This window comes from Actinoplanes sp. NPDC051475 (assembly GCF_040689425.1).
Lineage (GTDB): Bacteria > Actinomycetota > Actinomycetes > Mycobacteriales > Micromonosporaceae > Actinoplanes.
This window is the reverse complement of record NZ_JBFAZZ010000006.1, coordinates 1-20510: the sequence shown is the minus strand read 5'-3', so window position 1 is coordinate 20510 and position 20510 is coordinate 1. Positions and strand designations below refer to the sequence as shown.

At 71.8% G+C, this 20510-nt stretch carries 21 protein-coding genes; 13 read left to right on the top strand and 8 right to left on the bottom strand.

Translation table 11 applies throughout. The features are described from left to right. Position 1 precedes the first annotated feature (1 nt). Positions 2–1069, bottom strand: a complete 1068-nt coding sequence (gene dapE, locus AB0368_RS13890) for a succinyl-diaminopimelate desuccinylase (RefSeq protein WP_366154216.1) — start codon at positions 1067–1069, stop codon at positions 2–4. 51 nt (positions 1070–1120) lie between these two features. Between dapE and argH the strand changes: the two genes are divergently transcribed. Continuing rightward, positions 1121–2551, top strand: a complete 1431-nt coding sequence (argH, locus tag AB0368_RS13885; RefSeq protein ID WP_366154215.1) for an argininosuccinate lyase — start codon at positions 1121–1123, stop codon at positions 2549–2551. Positions 2552–2567: 16 nt separating this feature from the next. On the opposite strand, the gene AB0368_RS13880 is transcribed toward argH, so the two are convergent. Continuing rightward, positions 2568–3485, bottom strand: coding sequence for a sulfite exporter TauE/SafE family protein (locus tag AB0368_RS13880; RefSeq protein WP_366154214.1), 918 nt, complete (start codon positions 3483–3485; stop codon positions 2568–2570). Between the two features lie 134 nt (positions 3486–3619). On the opposite strand from AB0368_RS13880, the gene AB0368_RS13875 reads away from it, so the two are divergent. From AB0368_RS13875 to AB0368_RS13860, 4 genes are all read left to right on the top strand, one after another. Then, positions 3620–4348 carry a histidine phosphatase family protein gene (locus AB0368_RS13875; RefSeq protein ID WP_366154213.1) on the top strand — a complete coding sequence of 243 codons (729 nt, stop codon included), beginning with the start codon at positions 3620–3622 and terminating at the stop codon, positions 4346–4348. Continuing rightward, positions 4332–5201: an NAD(P)H-hydrate dehydratase gene (locus tag AB0368_RS13870; RefSeq protein WP_366154212.1), complete on the top strand. Its 870-nt coding sequence runs from the start codon at positions 4332–4334 to the stop codon at positions 5199–5201. The genes AB0368_RS13875 and AB0368_RS13870 overlap by 17 nt, the downstream gene beginning before the upstream one ends. Positions 5202–5244: 43 nt before the next feature. Beyond that, positions 5245–5658, top strand: a complete 414-nt coding sequence (locus AB0368_RS13865) for a CBS domain-containing protein (RefSeq protein ID WP_366154211.1) — start codon at positions 5245–5247, stop codon at positions 5656–5658. Positions 5659–5733: 75 nt separating this feature from the next. Then, positions 5734–7380: an alkaline phosphatase D family protein gene (locus AB0368_RS13860; protein WP_366154210.1), complete on the top strand. Its 1647-nt coding sequence runs from the start codon at positions 5734–5736 to the stop codon at positions 7378–7380. A 56-nt stretch (positions 7381–7436) separates the two neighbouring features. Here AB0368_RS13860 and AB0368_RS13855 read toward each other — a convergent pair whose 3' ends face one another. From AB0368_RS13855 to AB0368_RS13840, 4 genes are all read right to left on the bottom strand, one after another. Further along, positions 7437–10532 (bottom strand): GH92 family glycosyl hydrolase, encoded by a 3096-nt coding sequence (locus AB0368_RS13855; protein ID WP_366154209.1) that lies wholly within the window; start codon positions 10530–10532, stop codon positions 7437–7439. Between the two features lie 85 nt (positions 10533–10617). Beyond that, complete coding sequence (locus AB0368_RS13850; RefSeq protein WP_366154208.1) at positions 10618–11052, bottom strand: hypothetical protein; 435 nt, start codon at positions 11050–11052, stop codon at positions 10618–10620. Between the two features lie 11 nt (positions 11053–11063). Beyond that, entirely contained in the window at positions 11064–11693 is a 630-nt protein-coding gene (locus AB0368_RS13845; RefSeq protein WP_366154207.1) for a DNA-3-methyladenine glycosylase, read from the bottom strand. A gap of 166 nt (positions 11694–11859) precedes the next feature. Further along, entirely contained in the window at positions 11860–12675 is an 816-nt protein-coding gene (locus AB0368_RS13840) for a CAP domain-containing protein (RefSeq protein ID WP_366154206.1), read from the bottom strand. Between the two features lie 144 nt (positions 12676–12819). On the opposite strand from AB0368_RS13840, the gene AB0368_RS13835 reads away from it, so the two are divergent. Continuing rightward, on the top strand, positions 12820–13245 hold the full coding sequence (locus AB0368_RS13835) for a GNAT family N-acetyltransferase (RefSeq protein ID WP_366154205.1): 426 nt from the start codon (positions 12820–12822) through the stop codon (positions 13243–13245). A 6-nt stretch (positions 13246–13251) separates the two neighbouring features. Here the strand turns inward: AB0368_RS13835 and AB0368_RS13830 are convergent, their stop codons facing one another. Continuing rightward, positions 13252–13491: a hypothetical protein gene (locus tag AB0368_RS13830; RefSeq protein WP_366154204.1), complete on the bottom strand. Its 240-nt coding sequence runs from the start codon at positions 13489–13491 to the stop codon at positions 13252–13254. A gap of 262 nt (positions 13492–13753) precedes the next feature. On the opposite strand from AB0368_RS13830, the gene AB0368_RS13825 reads away from it, so the two are divergent. Genes AB0368_RS13825 through AB0368_RS13800 form a run of 6 tightly spaced genes read left to right on the top strand, consistent with a single transcriptional unit; the run spans position 13754 to position 17878 of the window. Then, positions 13754–14632 carry a helix-turn-helix transcriptional regulator gene (locus tag AB0368_RS13825; protein WP_366154203.1) on the top strand — a complete coding sequence of 293 codons (879 nt, stop codon included), beginning with the start codon at positions 13754–13756 and terminating at the stop codon, positions 14630–14632. Further along, a complete protein-coding gene (locus AB0368_RS13820; RefSeq protein ID WP_366154202.1) occupies positions 14625–14816 on the top strand; it encodes a DUF397 domain-containing protein in 192 nt (63 codons plus the stop codon). Before AB0368_RS13825 ends, AB0368_RS13820 begins: the two co-directional genes overlap by 8 nt. A 9-nt stretch (positions 14817–14825) precedes the next feature. Further along, complete coding sequence (locus AB0368_RS13815) at positions 14826–16025, top strand: hypothetical protein (protein ID WP_366154201.1); 1200 nt, start codon at positions 14826–14828, stop codon at positions 16023–16025. Positions 16026–16043: 18 nt separating this feature from the next. Further along, the gene (locus tag AB0368_RS13810) at positions 16044–16526 is read left to right on the top strand and encodes a type II toxin-antitoxin system PemK/MazF family toxin (RefSeq protein WP_366154200.1); all 483 of its coding nucleotides are present in this window, start codon (positions 16044–16046) and stop codon (positions 16524–16526) included. Between the two features lie 38 nt (positions 16527–16564). After that, on the top strand, positions 16565–17215 hold the full coding sequence (locus AB0368_RS13805) for a hypothetical protein (RefSeq protein WP_366154199.1): 651 nt from the start codon (positions 16565–16567) through the stop codon (positions 17213–17215). A 15-nt stretch (positions 17216–17230) separates the two neighbouring features. Further along, complete coding sequence (locus AB0368_RS13800) at positions 17231–17878, top strand: nucleoside monophosphate kinase (protein ID WP_366154198.1); 648 nt, start codon at positions 17231–17233, stop codon at positions 17876–17878. 26 nt (positions 17879–17904) lie between these two features. On the opposite strand, the gene AB0368_RS13795 is transcribed toward AB0368_RS13800, so the two are convergent. Then, positions 17905–18666, bottom strand: a complete 762-nt coding sequence (locus AB0368_RS13795) for a UDP-galactose-lipid carrier transferase (RefSeq protein WP_366154197.1) — start codon at positions 18664–18666, stop codon at positions 17905–17907. An 89-nt stretch (positions 18667–18755) separates the two neighbouring features. Here AB0368_RS13795 and tyrS point away from each other — a divergent pair, with 89 nt between their 5' ends. Further along, positions 18756–19994 carry a tyrosine--tRNA ligase gene (gene tyrS / locus AB0368_RS13790; protein WP_366154577.1) on the top strand — a complete coding sequence of 413 codons (1239 nt, stop codon included), beginning with the start codon at positions 18756–18758 and terminating at the stop codon, positions 19992–19994. Positions 19995–20510 lie beyond the last annotated feature (516 nt).

The following is a 20510-nucleotide window of genomic DNA, read 5'->3' as shown; positions in this document are numbered from 1 at the left end:
GTCAGCTGAGCCAGGCGGTGAGCACGCGCTCGCACTCGCGGATCTGCGCGACGGGCACGTGCTCGTTGTCGGTGTGGGCCAGCAGCGGGTCGCCCGGCGCGTAGTTGACGGCCGGGATGCCCAGCTCGGCGAAGCGCGCCACGTCCGTCCAGCCGAACTTCGCGGCCGGCTCGCGGCCGACCACGGCCACGAACTCCGCGGCGGCCGGCTGGTCCAGGCCGGGGCGCGCACCCGGCGCCTTGTCGCGCAGCTCCAGCTCGTAACCGGCGAAGACCTCTTGGAGGTGGGCGTAGGCGTCGTCCATGCTGCGGTCCGGGGCGAAGCGATGGTTGATGTCGATGACGCACTCGTCCGGGATCACGTTGCCGGCGATCCCGCCCTGGACGTTGACCGCGTTGAGGCCCTCGCGGTACTCGAGGCCGTCGACCACCACCCGCCGCGGCTCGTACGCGGTGAGGATCGCCAGCACGGGGGCGGCGGCGTGGATCGCGTTGACGCCCGCCCACGCCCGCGCCGAATGCGACGCCCTGCCCTTCAGCGTGATCCGCACCCGCATCGTGCCCTGGCAGCCGCCCTCGACGCCGGCGTTCGACGGCTCGCCGAGGATGGCGAAGTCGCCGGCCAGCCAGTCGGGGTGGTTGCGCACCAGGCGGCCCAGCCCGTTCTTGACCGAGGCGACCTCCTCGTTGTCGTAACAGACGAACGTGAGGTCGTGCCGCGGCTCGGTGACGGTCGCGGCGATGCGCAGCTGGGTGGCCAGCCCGGCCTTCATGTCGCAGGTGCCGCGGCCGTACAGCAGCTCCGCGTCGCCCTCCCCGGTGGTCCAGGTGGGCAGGTTGTCCTTGATGGGCACCGTGTCCAGGTGCCCGGCGAGCACGATGCGCCGGTCCCGCCCGAGCTGCGTACGCGCCACCACCGCGTCGCCGTCGCGCAGCACCTCGAGGTGCCCGAGCTTGCGCAGGGCGCCCTCGACCGCGTCGGCGATCGCAGCCTCCGCGCCGCTGACCGAGGGTATGTCGCACAGCGCGCGGGTCAATGAGACAACATCATCGTGCAGGTCGAGCGTCATGGGGTCGACCCTATCGTCGGACCCCCCATCGATTTTCGAAGGAGTGAGCCCGTGCCGGAGACCGAGGGTCCGACCAGGCTGTGGGGTGGCCGGTTCGCCGGTGGGCCGGCCGACGCGCTGGCCCGCCTGAGTGTCAGCGTGCACTTCGACTGGCGGCTGGCGCCGTACGACATCGCGGCCTCCCGGGCCCACGCGCGGGTGCTGGCCGGCGCCGGGCTGCTCGACGCCGACGAGCTGGGGAAGATGCTGGCCGCCCTCGACGATCTCGAGTCGGCGTGCGCGGCGGGGGAGTTTCGCCCGACCGTCGAGGACGAGGACGTGCACACCGCGCTGGAACGCGGCCTGCTGGAGCGCCTCGGCGCGCTCGGCGGCAAGCTGCGTGCGGGCCGTTCCCGCAACGACCAGGTCGCCACGGACCTGCGCCTCTATCTGCGCGACCACGCCCGCGGGGTGGCCGCCGCCGTGGTCGAGCTGGCCGACGCGCTGATGGAGCAGGCCGGCCGGCACATCGACACCCCGGCGCCGGGGCTGACCCACGTGCAGCACGCCCAGCCGGTGAGCTTCGGGCACTGGCTGCTCGCCCACGTCCAGCCGCTGCTGCGCGACCTGGAGCGGATGCGGGACTGGGACGAGCGTACGGCGATCTCCCCGCTCGGCTCGGGCGCGCTGGCCGGCTCCTCGCTGCCGCTGGACCCGGCGGCGGTCGCCAAGGAACTCGGCTTCAAGGCGCCGGTGCAGAACTCCATGGACGGCGTCGCCGACCGCGACTTCGTGGCCGAGTTCCTCTTCATCACCAGCCTCATCGGCGTGCACCTGTCCCGGCTCGGCGAGGAGGTCGTGCTCTGGACCTCCACCGAGTTCGGCTGGGTGATCCTCGACGACGCGTTCGCCACCGGCTCCTCGATCATGCCGCAGAAGAAGAACGCCGACATCGCCGAGCTGGCCCGGGGCAAGGCGGGCCGGCTCATCGGTGGCCTGGTCGCCGTGCTGACCATGCTCAAGGGCCTGCCGCTCACCTACGACCGCGACATGCAGGAGGACAAGGAGCCCGTCTTCGACGCGGTCGACACCCTTCAGCTGCTGCTGCCGGCGCTCGCGGGGATGATCTCCACGATGACGGTACGGGTGGACCGGCTCGCGGCGGCTGCGCCGGTCGGCTTCTCCCTCGCCACGGAGGTGGCGGACTGGCTGGTCCGCAAGGGTGTCGCGTTCCGCGACGCGCACGAGATCACCGGCCGGCTGGTGGCCCTGTGCGCGGCGCGCGAGTGCGAGCTCGAGGACGTGACCGACGACGACCTCAAGACGGTCAGCGACCACCTCGACCCGGCCGTCCGCGAAGTCCTGTCGGTGCGCAGCGCGCTGGCCGCGCGGACGACGCCGGGCTCGACCGGGCCCGGACCGGTCGCCGACCAGCTGCAGACGGCCTCGGACAAGCTGGACGGCTGGCGCGAGTGGGCGATCGAGCGGGTCGTGCCCCGCTGACGTCGCGCCCTCCGGGTCAGGCGGGGACCTTGTCGTTCTCGTCTGCCCGGCGGGCCTGGCCCGGGATCTCGGGCGCGGTGCGCGACGATCGGGTTCGCCGCACTGCCGCCACAGCGAGTGCGGCGACCACGGCCGCCCCGGTGACGATGCCGACCGTGGCGGTCGGCACGTCCAGGAGTTTGAGCGAGCTGGCGAGCAGCACCACGACGAGCGCGGTCCGCACGATCCCGCCCGGCGCGCGGGACGAGATGCGGGCGCCGATCAGCACGCCGGGGATCGAGCCGAGCAGGACGGCGGCGGCCAGGTCCAGCTTGAGGTCGCCGAAGAACGCGTGCCCCAGGGCCGCCGACAGCACCAGGGGAATCGCCTGCACCAGGTCGGTGCCGACGAGGTCGTTCGCGCGCAGCTTCGGGTAGAGCGCGAGCAGCGCCACGATGATCAGCGAGCCGGATCCGACGCTGGTCAGCCCCACGATGAGGCCGCCTCCGACGCCGATCAGGAGCGTCGGCAGCGGGCGTACCGTGATCGGGACGGCCGGCCCGTCGCCCTGCTGGCGGCGGCCCACCCAGGCCTTGAGCAGCAGGCCGGCGGCGGCGAGCAGGAGCGCCACCCCGAGCGAGATCTTGATCGTGTGCTGCACGGTCTCGTCGTCGCCGAGCAGGCGCAGCAGCAGGACCCCGCAGAAGGCACTGGGCACGCTGCCGGCGCACAGCCAGCCGACGAGCTTCCAGTTGACGGTGCCGCGCCGGGCGTGCACCCAGCCGCCGAAGGGCTTCATCACGGCGCTCGCGGCGAGGTCGCTGGAGACGGCGGCCACCGGGGGGATGCCGAAGACCAGCACGAGGATGGGCGTCATGAGGGCTCCGCCGCCCATGCCGGTGAGTCCGACCACGATGCCGACGCCGAGTCCGGCGAGCGCCAGGGTGAGATCCATCGCTCGAGTCTCGGCGAGAATCCCTGCCTTGTCTACTAACTGGGTCGACTTTAGGGAGTTTTCCCCCGGCTCTCCCAAAGGTTGGAACGGGCGAGGGCCGCGTAGCGTACGCCGGAAGGGGTAAAGAGCCCGCCATGGAGCAACTGCAGTGGCTGGCGGTCGTCCGGCACGGTCAGAGCACGGGCAACGTGATCGCCGAGGCGGCGGAGACCGGCGGCCTCGAGGCGATCGAGATCCCCGAGCGTGACGCGGACGTCCCGCTGTCGGATACCGGACGGGAGCAGGCGGAAGCGGTCGGCAAATGGCTTGCCGGGCTGCCCGGCGACGAGCAGCCCGGGATCGCCGTGGTGTCGCCGTACCTGCGCACCCGGCAGACGGCGGAGCTGGCGCTCGAGGGCAGCGGGATCCCGGTGGTGGTGGACGAGCGGCTGCGGGACCGGGAGCTCGGGGTCCTGGACCTGCTGACCGGGCGCGGCGTGCAGGCCCGCCTGCCGCAGGAGTTCGCCCGCCGGGCGCGGCTCGGCAAGTTCTACTACCGGCCGCCCGGCGGCGAGTCGTGGGCCGACGTGCTGCTGCGGCTGCGGTCGCTGCTGCGGGAGCTCCGCGAGGATCACCCCGGCGGGCGGGTGCTGCTGTTCGCCCACGAGGCCACCCATCTGCTCGTACGCTATCTGGCCGAACGGCTCAGCGAGGCCGAGGTCATGGAGATCGCGCACGCGACCACGGTGGCGAACTGCGCGATCAGTGCCTGGCGGCGCCAGGGCGACGCGATGCGGCCGGAGATGTTCAACGAGGTGGTGCACCTGCACCGCGAGGGCGCGCCGGCGACGAAGCAGGAGGCCGTCGATGCCGAACCGGTCTGACGAGCAGGTGATCACCCCGCGGCTGTTACGGGAGTGGCCGCTGCCGGATCCCCAGGGCGACAAGGAGTCCCGCGGCACCGTACTCGTCGTCGGCGGTTCCCGGTTCACGCCCGGCGGCGTCCTGCTCGCCGGGGTGGCCGCGCTGCGGGCCGGCGCCGGGCGGCTGCAGCTGGCCGTGACCGGGTCGACGGCGACCGCGCTGAGCATCGCCGTGCCCGAGGCGAAGGTCGTGGGCCTGCCCGAGACGGACCGCGGGTCGGTCTCCGGCGACGTGCCCGGGCACCTGCTCGAGCTTGCCGCGGAGGCGGATGTGCTGGCGATCGGGCCCGGCCTGGACGACGTCGAGGAGACCGGGCGGCTGCTGCACCGGCTCCTCGACGCGGCCGGCAAGGAGGCGGCGGTGGTGCTCGACGCGTACGCCCTGGGCGCCCTGAGCCAGGAGCGCGACCTGCTGTCCGGGCGTTCGCAGCGGGTGGTCCTCACCCCGAACGTGGTGGAGGCCGGGCACCTGCTGGGCCGCGACCCCCGCGACGACCTGGCCGCGGAGGCGGCAGAGCTGGCGCACCGCTACGAGTGCACCGTCTCGCTGTACGGCCACATCGCCGCCCCCGACGGCCGAGCCTGGCGCGAGGAGAGTGGCGACGCCGGCCTGGGCACCTCCGGCAGCGGTGACGTGCGCGCCGGGATCGTGGCCGGGCTGCTCGGCCGGGGTGCCGATCCCGCGCAGTCAGCCTGCTGGGGTGCGTTCGCGCACGCGGTCAGCGGCCAACGGCTCGCCCCTCGCTACGGGCGGACCGGATTCCTTGCCCGGGAACTCGTGGACGAGGTCGCATACACGATTGCCACGGTCTGAAGCGGGTACGAGTTCGACACACGTCAAGGAAGGGAGAGTTCTCATGCCCACCGCACGCGAGATCATGACCCCCGACGTCACCTGCATCGGCGAGAAGGAGTCCCTGGCCGAGGCCGCCCACAAGATGGCCGACCTGGGCGTCGGTTCCCTGCCGATCTGCGGCGAGGACAACCGGCTCAAGGGCATGGTGACCGACCGCGACATCGTGGTGAAGGCGCTGGCCCGGGACCGCAACCCGGCCGACATCACCGCCGGCGAGCTCGGCGAGGGCAAGCCGGTGACGGTCGGCGCGGACGACGACGCCGCCGAGGTCCTGCGCACGATGGCGCAGCACAAGGTGCGGCGCCTCCCGGTCATCGACGGTCACCAGTTGGTCGGCATCGTCGCGGTCGCCGACGTCGCCCGCGCCCTGCCGGACCGCCCGGTCGGCGACCTCATCGACGCGATCTCCGAATGATCCCTATGTGAACCAGGGTCGAATATCTGTCCGATCGGGGTCACGACAGCCGCGCGCTCTGATAGATAGAGCTGCATGACTGTCATTCCCAGCGCCGAGGGTGCGGTCGACCGCCGCACCCTCCTGCGCCTCGCCGGCCTCTCCGCCGGCGCCGGTCTCGTCGCCGCCGCCACCCTGCCCGGCGAGGCCCAAGCCGCCCCCGGTGTCTTCCAGCACGGTGTCGCCTCCGGCGATCCGCTGCCCGGAGGCATCCTCCTCTGGACCCGGGTCACCCCGACCGCCGACTCGGTGCCGGGCTCCGGTGCGGGGCCGGACGTCACGGTCACCTGGCAGATCGCCGCCGACGCCGATTTCGCGAGCGTCGTGCAGGCCGGCGAGGTGCGTACCGGTCCCGCCCGCGACCACACCGTCAAGGTCGACGTGGCCGGGCTGACGCCGGCCACCACGTACTGGTTCCGCTTCGGCTACGAGGGTGCCTGGTCGCCGGCGGGACGCACGATGACCGCGCCCACCGCCGACGCCGCGATCAGCCGGCTGCGGATGGGCGTCGTCTCGTGCGCCAGCTGGGAGGCCGGCTACTTCGCCGCGTACCGGCACCTGGCCGAGCGCGGGGATCTCAACCTGGTGGTGCACCTGGGTGACTACATCTACGAGTACGGCACCGGCGAGTTCGGCGCCCGCGGCGTGGTGGTGCGCCCCACCAAGCCGGAGCACGAGACCGTCAGCCTCGCGGACTACCGCATCCGGCACGCCCTGCACAAGACGGACCCGGATTTGCAGGCGCTGCACGCCTCGGTGCCCTGGATCATCACCTGGGACGACCACGAGGTCGCCAACGACATGTGGAGCGACGGCGCCGAGAACCACACCCCGGCCACCGAGGGCGACTTCGGGGCCCGCAAGGCGGCGTCGCGGCAGGCCTATGCGGAGTGGATGCCCGTACGGCTGGGCTCCGACGGTCACATCTACCGGAGGCTGCGCTACGGCAACCTCGTCGAGCTGTCCATGCTGGACCTGCGGACGTACCGGTCGAAGCAGGTCGGCGGCGTCGACGGCGACGACATCGACGACCCGGATCGCACCATCGCCGGCGGCGACCAGCTGCGGTGGCTCACCGACGGGCTGGTCGGCAGCACCGCGAAGTGGAAGCTGGTCGGCAACCCGGTGATGATCTCGAGGCTGGACCTGGCCACCCTGCCGGCCTGGCTGCTCGGGCCGCTGGGTGACCTGCTCGGGATCCCGGACAACGGCGTGATCGTCAACCCGGACCAGTGGGACGGCTACAACGCCGACCGCGAGCGGCTCGTCGACGCCCTGCGCGCGGCGCACACCCGCGACGTCGTGTTCATCACGGGCGACATCCACACCTCCTGGGCCAACGAGCTGACCACGAAGGACACCGGTACGCGCAACCCCGCCGCCGCCGAGTTCGTGGTGCCGTCGGTTACCAGCGACAACATCGACGACTACCTCGGCACCCCGCCCGGCGGGCCGCTGAGCCGGTTGGCCGCCGACCTGATCCGGGCGACGAACGCGCACGTCAAGTGGGTGGAGACGGACGGGCACGGCTTCGGCGTCCTGGAGGTCACCACCGATCGCTGCCGGATGGACTGGTACCACCTCGCCGACCGGACGAAGAAGGACACGGCGGCGCAGTGGGTGACCGGCTGGTCGGTCGGCACGGGCTCCTCGAAGATCCGCAAGGAGTCCGCGCCGTCCTGACCGGGCCCGGGGTGGGGATCGCGGGACCCGACCCCCACCCCGGGGACTGTCGCCCCCTAGTTCACGAGCACCTCGTAGATCCGCGCCGCGGTGCTCCCGTCGGAGGCGGGTGTCACCACGGATATACGAAGGTACCGGGCATCGAAGTTCACCGTTGTGGATGTGTTGTCCGCCGTATTGCCGCGCACCTGGGTCCGGGTGGTCCACGACGACCCGTCGTCCGAGGTCTGGACGTCGAAGTCGCGCGTGTTCCATGCCGGGTACTCGCCGCCGGCGCCGGCGTGTCGGATGACCACCGTGGCGATGTGCTGGCGGCTGCCGAGGTCGGCCTGCACCCACTTGGTGGCGCCCTGCGAGCACCACTTGTCGGCCCAGCCGCCGAGCCAGCTGCCGTTGAACGCCTTGTCCGCGCCCTCGTTCGCCCCGCAGGACGAGTCGGCGGTGGCCGGGCGGCGCAGCGCGAGGTCGGTGGGTGCGCTGCTGCTGCCGTACACCTCAAGTTCGTAGATCCGTGCCGTGCCGCTGCCGTCGTTGGCCGGTTGGCTCGTCTCGAACCGTACGTAGCGGGCGCTGCGGGCCGGGATCGGCGTGTAGGTCCGGCTGGCCTTCGAGCCGGTCACGGTGACCGCGGTGCTCCAGGTGGTGCCGTCAGTGCTGGTCGAGATCGTGTACGCGCCGGTGTTCCAGCCGGTCTGCTCGCCGCCGAGCCCCGCGTGCTTGACGACGAAGGAACTCACCGTGCGCGCCGAGCCGAGGTCGACCTGGAGCTGCTGCGGCGCCGTACCCGAGCAGAACTTGCTGTTGCCCGCGATCGCGCCGTCGACGGCCTTGACCGGGGACTCCGCGCTGTTGCAGGACGCCGAGCCGGTCACCGGCCGGCCCAGGGCCAGGTTCGCCCCCAGGTCGGGTTCGGCCGCCGGCTGGGCGCGGCCGTCACCGAAACTCGGGGGTACGTCGCCCGCGCCCGTCCCCCACGCCGACGGGCTGCCGCCCTGCGTGAAGGCGATGGTGCCGCCGCCGGCGATGTCGCCGTACCGGAAATAGCTGTGACTGGTCGCGGTGCCGTCCACCGAGAGGCTCTGCACGTAGCGGTTGGCGGCGCTGCCGCCGGTGATCGTGATGTTGCCCGGCGCGCGCTGGATCAGCACGTTCGGGAACAGTGCGCCGTGCACCGCGAGCGTGTCCGCGCCCGGGGTGACCGGGTAGAAGCCCAGCGCCGACCAGACGTACCAGGCCGAGGTGGCGCCGAGGTCGTCGTTGCCGGGCAGGCCGCCGGCGCCGGTGGTGAAGGACTCGGCCATCACGCGGCGGACCGCGTCGCTGGCCCCCGCGGGCTTGCGGGCCGCGTTGTACGTCCACGGCACGTTGTGCTCGGGCTCGTTGCCGATGTAGAAGTACGGCCGCACGAGCCCGCCGTTGAGCTCGGTGAAGTGATGGTCGAGGCGCTGCGCCGCGGTGGCCGGGCCGCCCATGAGGGTCACGAGCGCGCCGAGGTTGTGCGGGACCATCCAGGTGTACTGGGCGGCGTTGCCCTCGACGTACGGGCTCTCCTGCGCCGGGTTCAGCGGTTGCCGCCAGCCCCCGCCGCTGTCGCGCGTGTGGATGTACGACGACTCGCCGTTGAACAGGCTGCGCCAGTACTGCGAGTGCGCGCTGTACGTGTTGTAGCCCGCGGTGTCGCCCACCGCCTTGGCGAACTGCGCGATGGCGAAGTCGGAGGACGCGTACTCGAGGGTCTCCGACGGGTTGCCGGGGATGAACTGGCTCGCCTCGTACGCGCCCTCGTTGCCCCGCAGGACGACGCCCTGCGTGCTGCCGCCGGTGGCGCTCTTCTTCATCAGCGCCAGCGCGGCCGCGGTGTCGAAGCCGCGGACGCCGAACGCGTACGCGCTGCCCACGATGATCGGCCCGGGGTCGCCGGGCATGACGAAGTCCTCCACGGTCTGGTGCGACCACTTCGGCAGCAGGCCGCCCTGCTGTCCGTCGAGGACCATCGACTTGACGATGTCGCTCATGACGTCCGGGGCGATGAGCGCCACCAGCGAGGCCCACGACCGGTAGATGTCCCAGCCGGAGTAGTTCTGGTAGACCGGGTGCGATGCGGTGTGCACGGCGCCGTCGAACCCGCGGTACTGGCCGTTGGTGTCGCTCGAGACGTTCGGGTTCTGCAGCACGTGGTAGAGCGCCGTGTAGAACTTCTGCAGGTCGGTGCCGGAGCCGCCGGTGGCCTGGATGCGGTTCAGCGCGGTGTTCCAGGCGCTGTTCGCGTTGGCGCGTACGGTCGCGAAGCTCGCGGCCTCGGCGGTGGCGTTGTTCTGCGCGTTGGCCACGCTGACGAACGAGATGCCGACGGTGGCGTTGACGACCGCGTTCGAGGTGGTGTCGAAGGTGACGTACGCGCCGGTCTGGGTGCCGCTCGTGGTCGTGGATCCGGCCGTGACCGTGCCGCCCTTGAACGTCCCGAAGCCGGTGGGCGTGCGGTCGAACAGGATCGAGTAGTACATCTTGAACGTCTTGCCGCCGCAGAAGCCGCCCGCGGTGTGTTCACCCCAGACGCGGTTGCCGCTGATGGTGACGTTGCCGTCGCGGTCACCGGTGGCGGACCGGCTCGCGTTGATCAGGACCCGCGCGGTGGTGCTCGCCGGGTACGCCAGCCGCAGCGCGCCGGTCCGCGTGGTGGCGCTCAGCTCCGCGTCCACGCCGTACTTGTCGAGCCGGTTCTTGTAATAGCCGGGCGAGGCGGTCTCGTTGGACTTCGTGTACGCCGATGCGTAGCTGGTCCAGGCCGAGCCGGGGGAGGAGCCGAGGTTTCCGGTGACCGGCAGGATCGGGATGTCCTCGTTGTTGGGGCAGCCGGCGCCGTTGAAGTGGGTCAGGCTGAACGACTCGACGGTGCGGTCCCGGTCGCGGTAGCCCGAGGGGGACCCGGTGGGCGTGTCCGGGCTGAACTGCACCATCCCGAACGGCACGGTGGCGCCGGGGAAGGTGCTGCCGCCGGCGCCGCCGGCGACCGGGTTGGGGGAGTTGCTGTCGTCGGTGCCGACGAACGGGTTGACGTACTGGGTGAGGTTCAGGTCCGCGGCGGTCGCCGCCTGCGGAACGGAGAGGGCTGCGGCGGTGAGGACAACCGCCGCGGCGAGGGTACGGAGCATGGGGGTGCCGTCCCTTCCTGCGGAACAGGCGTGACAACGTTGTCACTGGATGGCACCAATAGAAACACGGCTATATAACTAGTTGTCAATATCCGCGGCGCCGGCGGATCAGCGTGGCGGCAGCCATCGCCGTGCCACCCGTGCCGACCCCGCCGAGGACCCCCAGCGCGAACCGCTGCTCGTCGGCCGCGCGGGGCCCGGCCAGGGCACTGATCCCGGCGATCCAGAAGGCCAGCAGCACGATCCCGGCCGCGATCAGCGCCCACCGCGGCAGGTCGACCGGGGGCGCCCACACCTCCCGGATGAACCAGCTCTGCGGCCGCCGACCCCGCAACGCCCGCCGGTTCGTGATGATCCCGGCGGTGAAGCCCGGCAGCACCAGCGCGGCGGCGATCGTGACCGCGAGGCCGGTGGAGACGACGCCCTTGCCGAGCAGCAGTCCGGCGATCAGCGCAGCGCACCAGAGGACGCCGGCCAGGCACAGGACGTCCAGCAGCAGCAACAACCGACGAGAGATCACCGACCCGGACGTTAGCGCCCGGAACCCTCCCGCACGGGCCGTTCCGGCTTTTTGCGCGGAACGTGCCGCCGGTACGCACTCACGGTCGGATCGCCCGCGATCCAGAACCGCCACGGCACGTCGTGCGCGGCGGTCACCCCGACCCGCGGCCCGGCCTCGACCGGCCCGACCGGCCCGTCCGGCTCGCGCAGCGTCGCCGGGCCGGTGCCGTCCACGACCGAGGTGCCGTTGGCCCGGCGGTCGATCCCCAGGACCTGCATGAGCTTCGCCGGGCCGGCGGCGAGGTCACGGTCCCGGGCGGTACGCCGGCGCTCCCGCGCGTGCTCCAGCCCGTCGACGACCTCCCCGGCGCGCAGCAGCACCGCGGACGCCACGCCCGGCTCGCCGCACACGACGTTGGCGCAGAAGTGCACGCCGTAGATCTGGTAGACGTACAGCACGCCGGCGGGGCCGAACATGACCTCGTTGCGGTTCGTCACCCCGCGGTGCGCGTGGCTGGCCGGATCCCTGCCGAGCCCGCTGTACGCCTCGACCTCGGTCAGCCGTACGGTCACGCCGTTCGCCGTCAGGCGCCATCCGAGCAGCTGCCGTGCCGCCTCGTCGACCTTGTCCGCGGGGAGCTCGAGCCAGGGGTACGTCACGCCACCAGCGAAGCACAGGGTCAGCTGGTCGGCCGCGTCGGCCCTTTCGGGCGGCGGCGCTTCACCGGCCCGCAGCAGCCGCCCGGGCGGTACGGGCCGATGGGCCGGGTCGGCCCGAACTCGAGGCGGCGGCGTCGCCGGCGCCGCGCGGGTCCGCTCGCGCCGGTCATCCCACGAAGTCCTGGGTCATCCACACGACTCCCTTGCTGTCGCGGACCACGCTCAGGCCGATGTGCTTGAAGCTCTTGCTGAGCAGGTTCTTGCGGTGGCCGTCGTCCGGCGGGACCTCGGCGAGCATGCTGTCGGTGAGCCCGTCGGCGGCCTCGACGATCTGGGCGTCGCTGCCGCCCGCGGAGCCGAAGCCGATGTTCTCGCCCGCGGAGCGCCAGCTCACGCCCTGCGCGCTGAACCGGTCGCCGATGCCGGTCTCGCCCGCGCACTGGTGGGACAGCCCGCAGCCGTCGATCATCAGCTGGTTGTGGATGGCCGAGGCCTTCGACAGCGAGTCGTCCAGCGTGTACGCCGGCAGGCCCTCGTCGCCGCGGGCGGCGTTGATGTGGGCGAGCACCCGGTCGAGGATCGAGCCGCTCGTCGCCGGCGGGTTGCCGCTGGTGGGCCGGGGCGCCCGGGTGGTGGGCCGCTTCGTCGCCGCGGGCTTCGGCTTCGGCTTCGCCTTGGGAGGCGTCGTGGTGACGGCCGGTGCGGGCTTGGTCGCGGGGCGCGACGGCGCCCCCGAGGGCGGCAGAGAGGCGGTCGCCGCCTCGTCGAGCAGCAGGTCCGTCCCGGTGCCCGCGCCGTCCAGGTCGGCCGGCGGTTCGGTGACCAGCGGCGCGTCCGCGGACGCCCGCTCGGCGGCCGGTTCGGAGTCGTGCCGGTGGAGCCCGACGACCGTGAACCCGACGCCGATCACGACGGCGGTGGCACCCGCCGCCAGCGTGTACCGGAACTGATGGGCAGCGGACATGGCCACGGACTCGGTCACCTCAAGCTCTCGTCGGACGGCCGCGGCGTGCACGGCTCGGCGGCCGCGGGCGCGGCGCCTGACGACTATGGCCGCCGGAGCCGGGCGGTGGGCCGTACCTCAGGAGCGCTTAAGGATCGACACACGAAGACCTAAGATCACGTGGTGGACCTGGGAGAGGGATACCGCCTGCTCGACGGGCCGCCGCCGGTCGACGAGTACCTGGCGCTGCGCCGTGCTGCGGGGCTGTCCCCCAGATCCCGTGCGCAGGCGGTCGCCGCCCTGCCCGGGAGCTGGTACGCGTGCCACGTCGTGCACCTGGAGAGCGGCCTGGCGGCGGGCATGGGCCGGGTCATCGGCGACGGCGGCTGGTACTTCCACGTGGTCGACATGGCGGTGTCGCCGCAGCACCAGCGCCGCGGCCTCGGCGACGCGGTGCTGACCGTCCTGCTCGACCGGATCCGCGCCAAGGCGCCGCCCGGGGCGTACGTGAACCTGCTCGCCGACCCGCCCGGCCGCCGCCTGTACGCCCGGCACGGCTTCGCCGAGACGGCGCCGGACTCGATCGGCATGGCGTTGCGGCTGCCGTGACGACGGCTACGAGGCCCAGGACAGGAAGCGTTCGTAGAGGTCGGCAGGGGTCGGCTCGCCCCGGGCCGTGAGGTCCTCGACGGCGTCGTACATCGTCGAGGCCATGTAGATCGCCAGGCCGGACGGGAAGCGGGCGTACTGCACCGCCAATTCGGCCTTGGCGTCGCCGCACGGCCATGGCCGTGCGCACACCAGGCACTCCCAGGACGGGCGGGCCGGCAGGTGGTCGGTCCGCGGCACGAGCATCAGGGCCCGGCCCGTCCGGGCGGCGAGGCCATCGCTGGCCGTGGATCCCCTCCGGCGTCGACCGCCATCACGCACCCCTCCCGTCGAATCCCGTCATCACCGGTAGCGATGCAGGGACTACACACAGGAGCCTGCGTGACCTACTCTCGGGCATCAATGGATCGGGGCGAGATTTCCGAGATCGAATTCTCAGTGTCTCGCTCAGACCGATTCGGTCGTCTCGTTCGGCACATCTGCATATTTCCCGACACTGGAGGCGGCCGTGACCACCGACACAGGCTCCACCGTCCCCCGGCGCCAGGCCGGTCGGCTCATGAAACAGCTGCGTGAGCAGGCGGGCATCTCCCTCATGGCGGCGGCGGAGGAACTGGAGTTCTCCCGCGCCCGGATGTACCGCATCGAGAACGGCGAGGTGTCGCTGCGCAAGCACGACGTGCTGGCCATGTGCTCGTTCTACGGTGCCAACGACCAGATCACCGAGGTCCTGGTCGGGCTGGCGCGGGAGTCCAAGGCGAAGGGCTGGTGGCACGCGTACGGCGACGTGGTCCCGGGGTGGTTCGAGCTCTACGTCGGCATGGAGACGGCCGCCGAGCGGCTGCGACACTACGCGCCGAGCGTCATCCCGGGCCTCCTGCAGAACCGCGAGTACGCCGAGTGGGTCTTCCGCAAGCGCGCCGACCTCGACGAGGCCGGGGTGCAGAACGCGGTGGCCGTACGCCTGGAGCGCCAGGAGCTGCTGCGCCGGCACAGCCCCCGCCCGCCGCAGCTCGAGGTGATCATCGACGAGGGCGTACTGCGCCGGACGATCGCCGACACGCTCGGCATGCAGAAGCAGCTGGCGCACCTGGTCAACATCTCGCAGCGGCCCGGGGTGAGCGTGCGCGTACTGCCTTTCTCGGTGGGCCCGCACAGCGCGTCCAGCGCCGGTTCGTTCACCATTCTCGACTTCCCCACCCTCGGGGCGGCCGCTCCCGAACCGACGACGATCTACAGCGAGAATCTGACCGGCGCCCTCTACCTCGACAAGGCCCGTGAAGTGGAGACTTATAGCGGCATCTGGCGTGAGCTGGAACGCGCGGCCCTCGGCCAGCGTGCCTCCGACGATTTCCTCGGCACGATCATCAAGGAGAGCGATGGCTGACCTGACCGGCGCCCGATGGCACAAGAGCACCCGCAGCGGCAGCAACGGGGGTGACTGCGTCGAGGTCGCCGACAACCTGCCGGACATCGTCGCCGTCCGGGACAGCAAGAACCCGCACGGACCGGCGCTGATCTTTCCCCGCGACACGTGGCGGGCGTTCATCCGTTCGCTCAAGGACCAATAGCCTGAGGCGGTGATCACCACCGTCGACCTGCCCGCGCCCGGCCCGCTCTGGCGCCGGTGGGCCACTCTGGCCGCGGCGCTCACCGCCCTCGGCCGCGAGGACAGCTGGACCGTGGGACCCGCCGGCGCCCACCACGACGACGGCGGCGGCAGCTGGAGTCACCTCGCGCTCGTCGAGGGCGACCGGGCGGTCCTGTGGGGCTACGACCGCGACTACAGCGCGACCACCGACCTCGATCCGCCGCTGGACCTGCTCGCGGGCGCCCCGGCCTGGCTTCCCTGGGAGGAGCTGGCCCGGCTCGCGGCACAGGACCAGCTCGGTTACGTGCTCTGGTACGACGGCACGGCCGCGTGGCAGCGGGTCTCTTATCCGGACGACGTGGAGGACGGCCTGGATTCGACGGCCGGCCCGGTCCTCGGCGAGCGGGCCGCCCACCGCGAGCTCGAGGAGTTCGTGTTCGTACGGGGCGGGCACGGCGTCGACACCCCCGCGGAGCGCGCCGCCGTCGCCGAGGCGGCGGACCGGTTGCTCGCCGGCTTCGGCCCGGAGGCCCTGCACGACCTCGTGGGCCGGCTGACCGGGGTGTCCGCCGACCTGCCCGCCGCCCTGGCCGTGGCCGCCCGCGCCGGTCTGCTGCCGGGCACCGCCGTACCCGTGCTTCCGCCCGGCCGCCGACCCGCCGGCCGCCTGATCCGCAAGCTCAGCGAGGCCGAGCACGACCGGCTGATCTGGACGGCGATGCGGGAGGAGACCGAACGCACCCGCCCGGTGCCCGTCCCGACCGGCGAACTGGGCGCGCTGGTGACCTGGTTGCGCGGCCGTGCCCCGGCGGGCGACGGCCGCTGTTCGCTGCTGGTGTACGCCGACGACGCCGGCCTCACCGCCCAGCCGGGCGAACACCCGCCCGCGGACCTGCCCGGCGAGGGCCGCTTCGACGCCTTCCGCGAGCTCAGCGAGCTCGTCCGTCGGCTGCGCGCGGCCGAGGCGGACGACACCTGCGGGAGCTGGCTCTTCCTGCGTGTCGAGACGACCGCGGGCACGGTCTCCGTGGACCGCCGCTACGACGCCTGGCCCTCCTGGTGGGCGGACGACGGCATCTCCGGACCGTGGCGCGGCAACCTCCGCCGCGAGGTCGGGGCGCGCGCGGCGGCGTGGCATCCGTCCTGGACGACACTGCTGAACCCCGAGGTCGCCTACCGCCCGGCGTAGGCGGCTACAGTGCCGGGCGTGAGCAGACTCCTCAAGGGCATCGCCGGAACGTTGCGCCGCATCGCGGGCAGCCGCGCCCCGGCGCCCCGGCCTGCGCCCCGGCCGGCACCGCGCCAGGTCCCGACCGCCAGCCGGGGCCGCCGGCTGGAGTACGCGCCGAACCTCGACGGCGACGCCGATCCGGGCGAGATCGTCTGGACCTGGGTGGAGTACGAGGAGGACGCCAGCCGGGGCAAGGACCGCCCGGTGCTGGTGGTGGGCCGCGACGGCCGTACCCTGCTCGGCCTGATGCTCTCCAGCCAGAGCGAGCGGGACGGCCGGCGCAACTGGCTCGGCCTGGGCCCCGGGGACTGGGACCGCGACTCGCGGCCCAGCTGGGTCCGGCTGGACCGGGTGCTGGAGGTCGACGAGGACGGCATCCGCCGCGAGGGCGCGATCCTCGACCGCGCGCGCTTCGACCGGGTGGCGGCGGCGCTGCGGGACGACCACGGCTGGGCATAACCCGCGCCCGGCGGCAGTTGACCACTACCGTGGGTGCCATGGATACGGACGTAATGGTCGGTTTCGGCGGCAAGCAGGCGTGGCTGGCCGTCCGCGACGGCGACCCGGCCGAGGTGCTGGCTGCCCTGGGCCTGGGTGACCTCGGCGAGGTGCGCTGGCGCGACGGCATCGACCTGGCGCACCTCACCGACGATCGCGTCGCGGTGACCCCGCCGCTGCCCGGCGCCGGGGGCAGCCCTTGGGTGCTCGTCGCGGGCCGCCACCTGATGCGCCCCGACGTCCCCCTGGACCTCGCCGCGCTGTCGAAGCAGCTGCACACCGAGGTCCAGTTCTTCGCCACCCATCGCGTCACCGAGACCCACCGCTGGCAGCGCGCCGACGACGGTTCGCTGATCCGAGCCTTCGGCTACGTAGGACAGACCGGCGACGTCACCTCCTGGTACGGCGACCCGGACCCGGTGGAACTCGCCGCCGGCCTGCCCGCGAGGTTGCCGGGCGACGAACCCGAGCCCGGGTCCCTCGACGACGAGCTGATCCGCCTCCTGGAGGACGGCGACCTCCCCGCCTCGACGACGGTGCTGGTCTCCGAGCACGACGTGCTGCGTGTCGCCGCGGGCTGGAGCATTGATCCCACCGGCCTCGACGGCCGCCAGGCGCCGGGTCCGCTGCGTGTCGGCTCCGCCGCCTGAGGGAAGGACGACACCATGCGCAAGTACGTGATCATGGGCGTGCAGGGCAGCGGCAAGGGCACCCAGAGCGAGCTGCTCGAGACCGGCCTCGACCTCGTCCACATCAGCGTCGGCGACATCTTCCGCTGGCACGTGCAGCACCACACCAAGCTCGGCGCCCAGGTCCGGCGCACGATGAGCGCCGGCGACCTCGTCGGCGACGACCTCGTCGAGTCGGTGGTCCGCGACCGCCTCGACCAGCACGACTGGAACTTCGGCTTCATCATCGACGGCTTCCCCCGCAACGGGCGCCAGGCCGAGTTCTTCATGGAGAGCTACGACATCGACGGCGTCATCCACCTCGAGCTGCCGGACGACGAGGTGCGCCGCCGCGTCCTGAGCCGCCGGCTCTGCCCGGGCTGCGGAATGGACTACAACCTGATCGCCGACCGCCCGAAGGTCGAGGGCCGCTGCGACATCTGCGGCACCCAACTCATCGTCCGCGAGGACGACACCCCGGAGGCACTCGCCGCCCGGCTGCGCGACTACCACGAGAAGACGCGCCCCGTCCTCGAACTGTTCCGGCGCAAGGAGGTCGTGCACGACGTGGACGCCCGGCCCGCGGCGGAGAAGGTGCAGGAGGAGATCCGCCGGGTGCTCGACCTTCCGCCCTACGAGGCCTGAGGCCGCTAGCCCTTTGAGCAGGTCGGTCAGTCGGCCTCGTGGACGTCGTAGCCGCGCTGGGTGAGCTCCTGTTCGACGACGTGGCAGACGTGCTCGGCCACGGCGACCCGCGCATAGTGCTTGCTGTCGCCCGGCACGACCAGCCACCTCCCCCGCGCCCGATCCGTCTTCTCGATCATCTCTTCGACGGCGGCCTCGTAGTCGCCGCGGCGCTCCCGGTTGCGCCAGTCCTCGTCGGTGAGCTTCCATGCGCGCAACGGGTCGGCCGCCCGGCTCTCGAACCGGCGCAGCTGCTCGTCCTCTGACACGTGCATCCAGAACTTGATGAGGATCATGCCCTCGGCGGTGAGGGTACGTTCGAACTCCACGATCTCGTCGTACGCCCGGGACCACTGCTCGGGGGTCGCGAAGCCCTCGACCCGTTCGACCAGCACCCGGCCGTACCAGGAGCGGTCGAGAACCGTCATCCCGCCCCAGCCCGGCAGCACCGCCCAGAACCGTTGCAGGAAGTGGTGCCGCTTCTCGTCGTACGTCGGCGCCGCGAACTGCGAGACGCGGACATGCCGGGGGTCGAGCGGGGAGACGAGGCGCTTGATGGCGCCGCCCTTGCCGGAGGCGTCCCAGCCCTCGAACAGGACGCAGAGCGGCGGGCCGATCTTGTGCCCGCCCAGCTGGCCGCCGAGGAGCAGGCGGAGCCGCAGCAGCCGCTGCTGGGCCGCCTCCAGCCTGTCGGCGGCCTTCTTCTTGGACATCTCGACGGGGGATACGGCGGATCCGAGACGACTCATCAGCACAGCCTGCCACCCCAGGCAGCGAAACCCGATGTCACGGCCGCCGGGGGATGCAGGACAATCGCGGTGTGACTCTCGTTGACGACATGCAGTGGCGCGGACTCATCCAGGACTCGACCGACCCCGACGAGCTGCGCAAGCACCTCGACGGCGGCTCGATGACGTTCTATGTGGGCTTCGACCCCACCGCGGCCTCCCTGCACGTCGGCCACCTGATGCAGGTCGTCACGGCCCGCCGCCTCCAGCTCGCCGGCCACCGCCCGCTGCTGCTGGTCGGCGGGGCCACCGGACAGATCGGCGATCCGAGCGGCAAGTCGGCCGAGCGGGTCCTCAACTCCAGCGAGGTCACCGCGGGCTGGGTGATGCGCATCCGCGAGCAGCTCGCCCCGTTCGTCAGCTTCTCGGGTGCCAACGCCGCGGTCGCGGTGAACAACCTCGAATGGACCGGCGAGCTGTCGGCGGTCGACTTCCTGCGCGACGTCGGCAAGCATTTCCCGGTCAACAAGATGCTGGCCCGGGACGTGGTGCGCAACCGCCTCGAGAGCGGCATCAGCTTCACCGAATTCAGCTACCAGTTGCTGCAAGCGAACGACTTCTACGAGCTGCACGTCCGCCACGGGTGCCAACTGCAGTTCGGCGGGTCGGACCAATGGGGCAACATCACCGCCGGCGTCGATTTCGTCCGCCGGCGCGGCGCCGGCCCGGTCAACGCCTTCACCACCCCGCTGGTGCTCAAGGCCGACGGCACGAAGTTCGGCAAGAGCGAGGGCGGAGCGGTCTGGCTCGACCCGGCCATGACCTCGCCGTACGCGTTCTACCAGTTCTGGGTGAACGCCGACGACCGCGACGTCTCCCAGTACCTGCGCTACTTCAGCTTCAAGTCCCGGGAGGAGATCGAGGAGCTGGAGAAGGCGACCGCCGACCGGCCCCAGGCCCGGCTCGCGCAACGGGAACTCGCCTTCGAGATCACCGCGTTGGTGCACGGCGAGGAGGAGGCGCGCCAGGCCGTGGCCGCCAGTCAGGCGCTGTTCGGCCGAGGATCGCTGGCCGAGCTCTCGGCGGAAACGCTGCGGGCCGCCCTTTCCGAGGCAGGCCTGACACAGGTACGGGGTGAGCTCCCGACCGCCACCGCGCTCCTGCAGCACGCGGGCCTCGTGAAGAGCGGGGGAGAGGCGCGGCGGACGATCGCCGAGGGCGGCGCGTACGTCAACAATGAGCGGGTCACCGACCCGGAGGCCGTGGTCCCGGAGTCCGCGCTGCTGCAGGGGCGCTTCCTCGTGCTGCGCAAGGGCAAGCGGACGTTCGCCGGTATCGAACGGGTGTGACCCAGGTCTACTTCTGCGGATTTGACGCTCGTTCGGCGCCCGACGTACCTTTCTACCTGCCCGTGGGGATTGCTCCTCGGGCAGGAAGAACCCAGCACCGGCATGGTCTGCCGTCGGGCGCTGGACCGGGTGGTGCGGACCGGGCCCCTTCGGGGGCCGCGGATTCCCCTTCGGGGGGCCGATTTGGAGCCGCGAAGCCGACCGGGTAAGGTTCTTCGAGTCGGCAGGGAAACGGACGCGGCAAGCGGACGTCCTGCCAAACCCCCAGGATTGAGCATCGGATAGAGTCGTGCGCGGCTCCGATTCGGTGGGATTGATCGGGGACTTGCGTGAAATACCCCGGATTTGACGGTGGGAAACAGCGCGAGTAAAGTTGAGCGAGTGCCCCGGAGAACGGGCCGCGGAAATGCGGTTCTTTCAACGGTGTGTGGTTGTTCTTTGAGAACTCAACAGGGTGCTTGATAAGCCAGTGCCAATTATGATTTACCCGGCCAGATGCTTTTGTGTCTGGTGGGA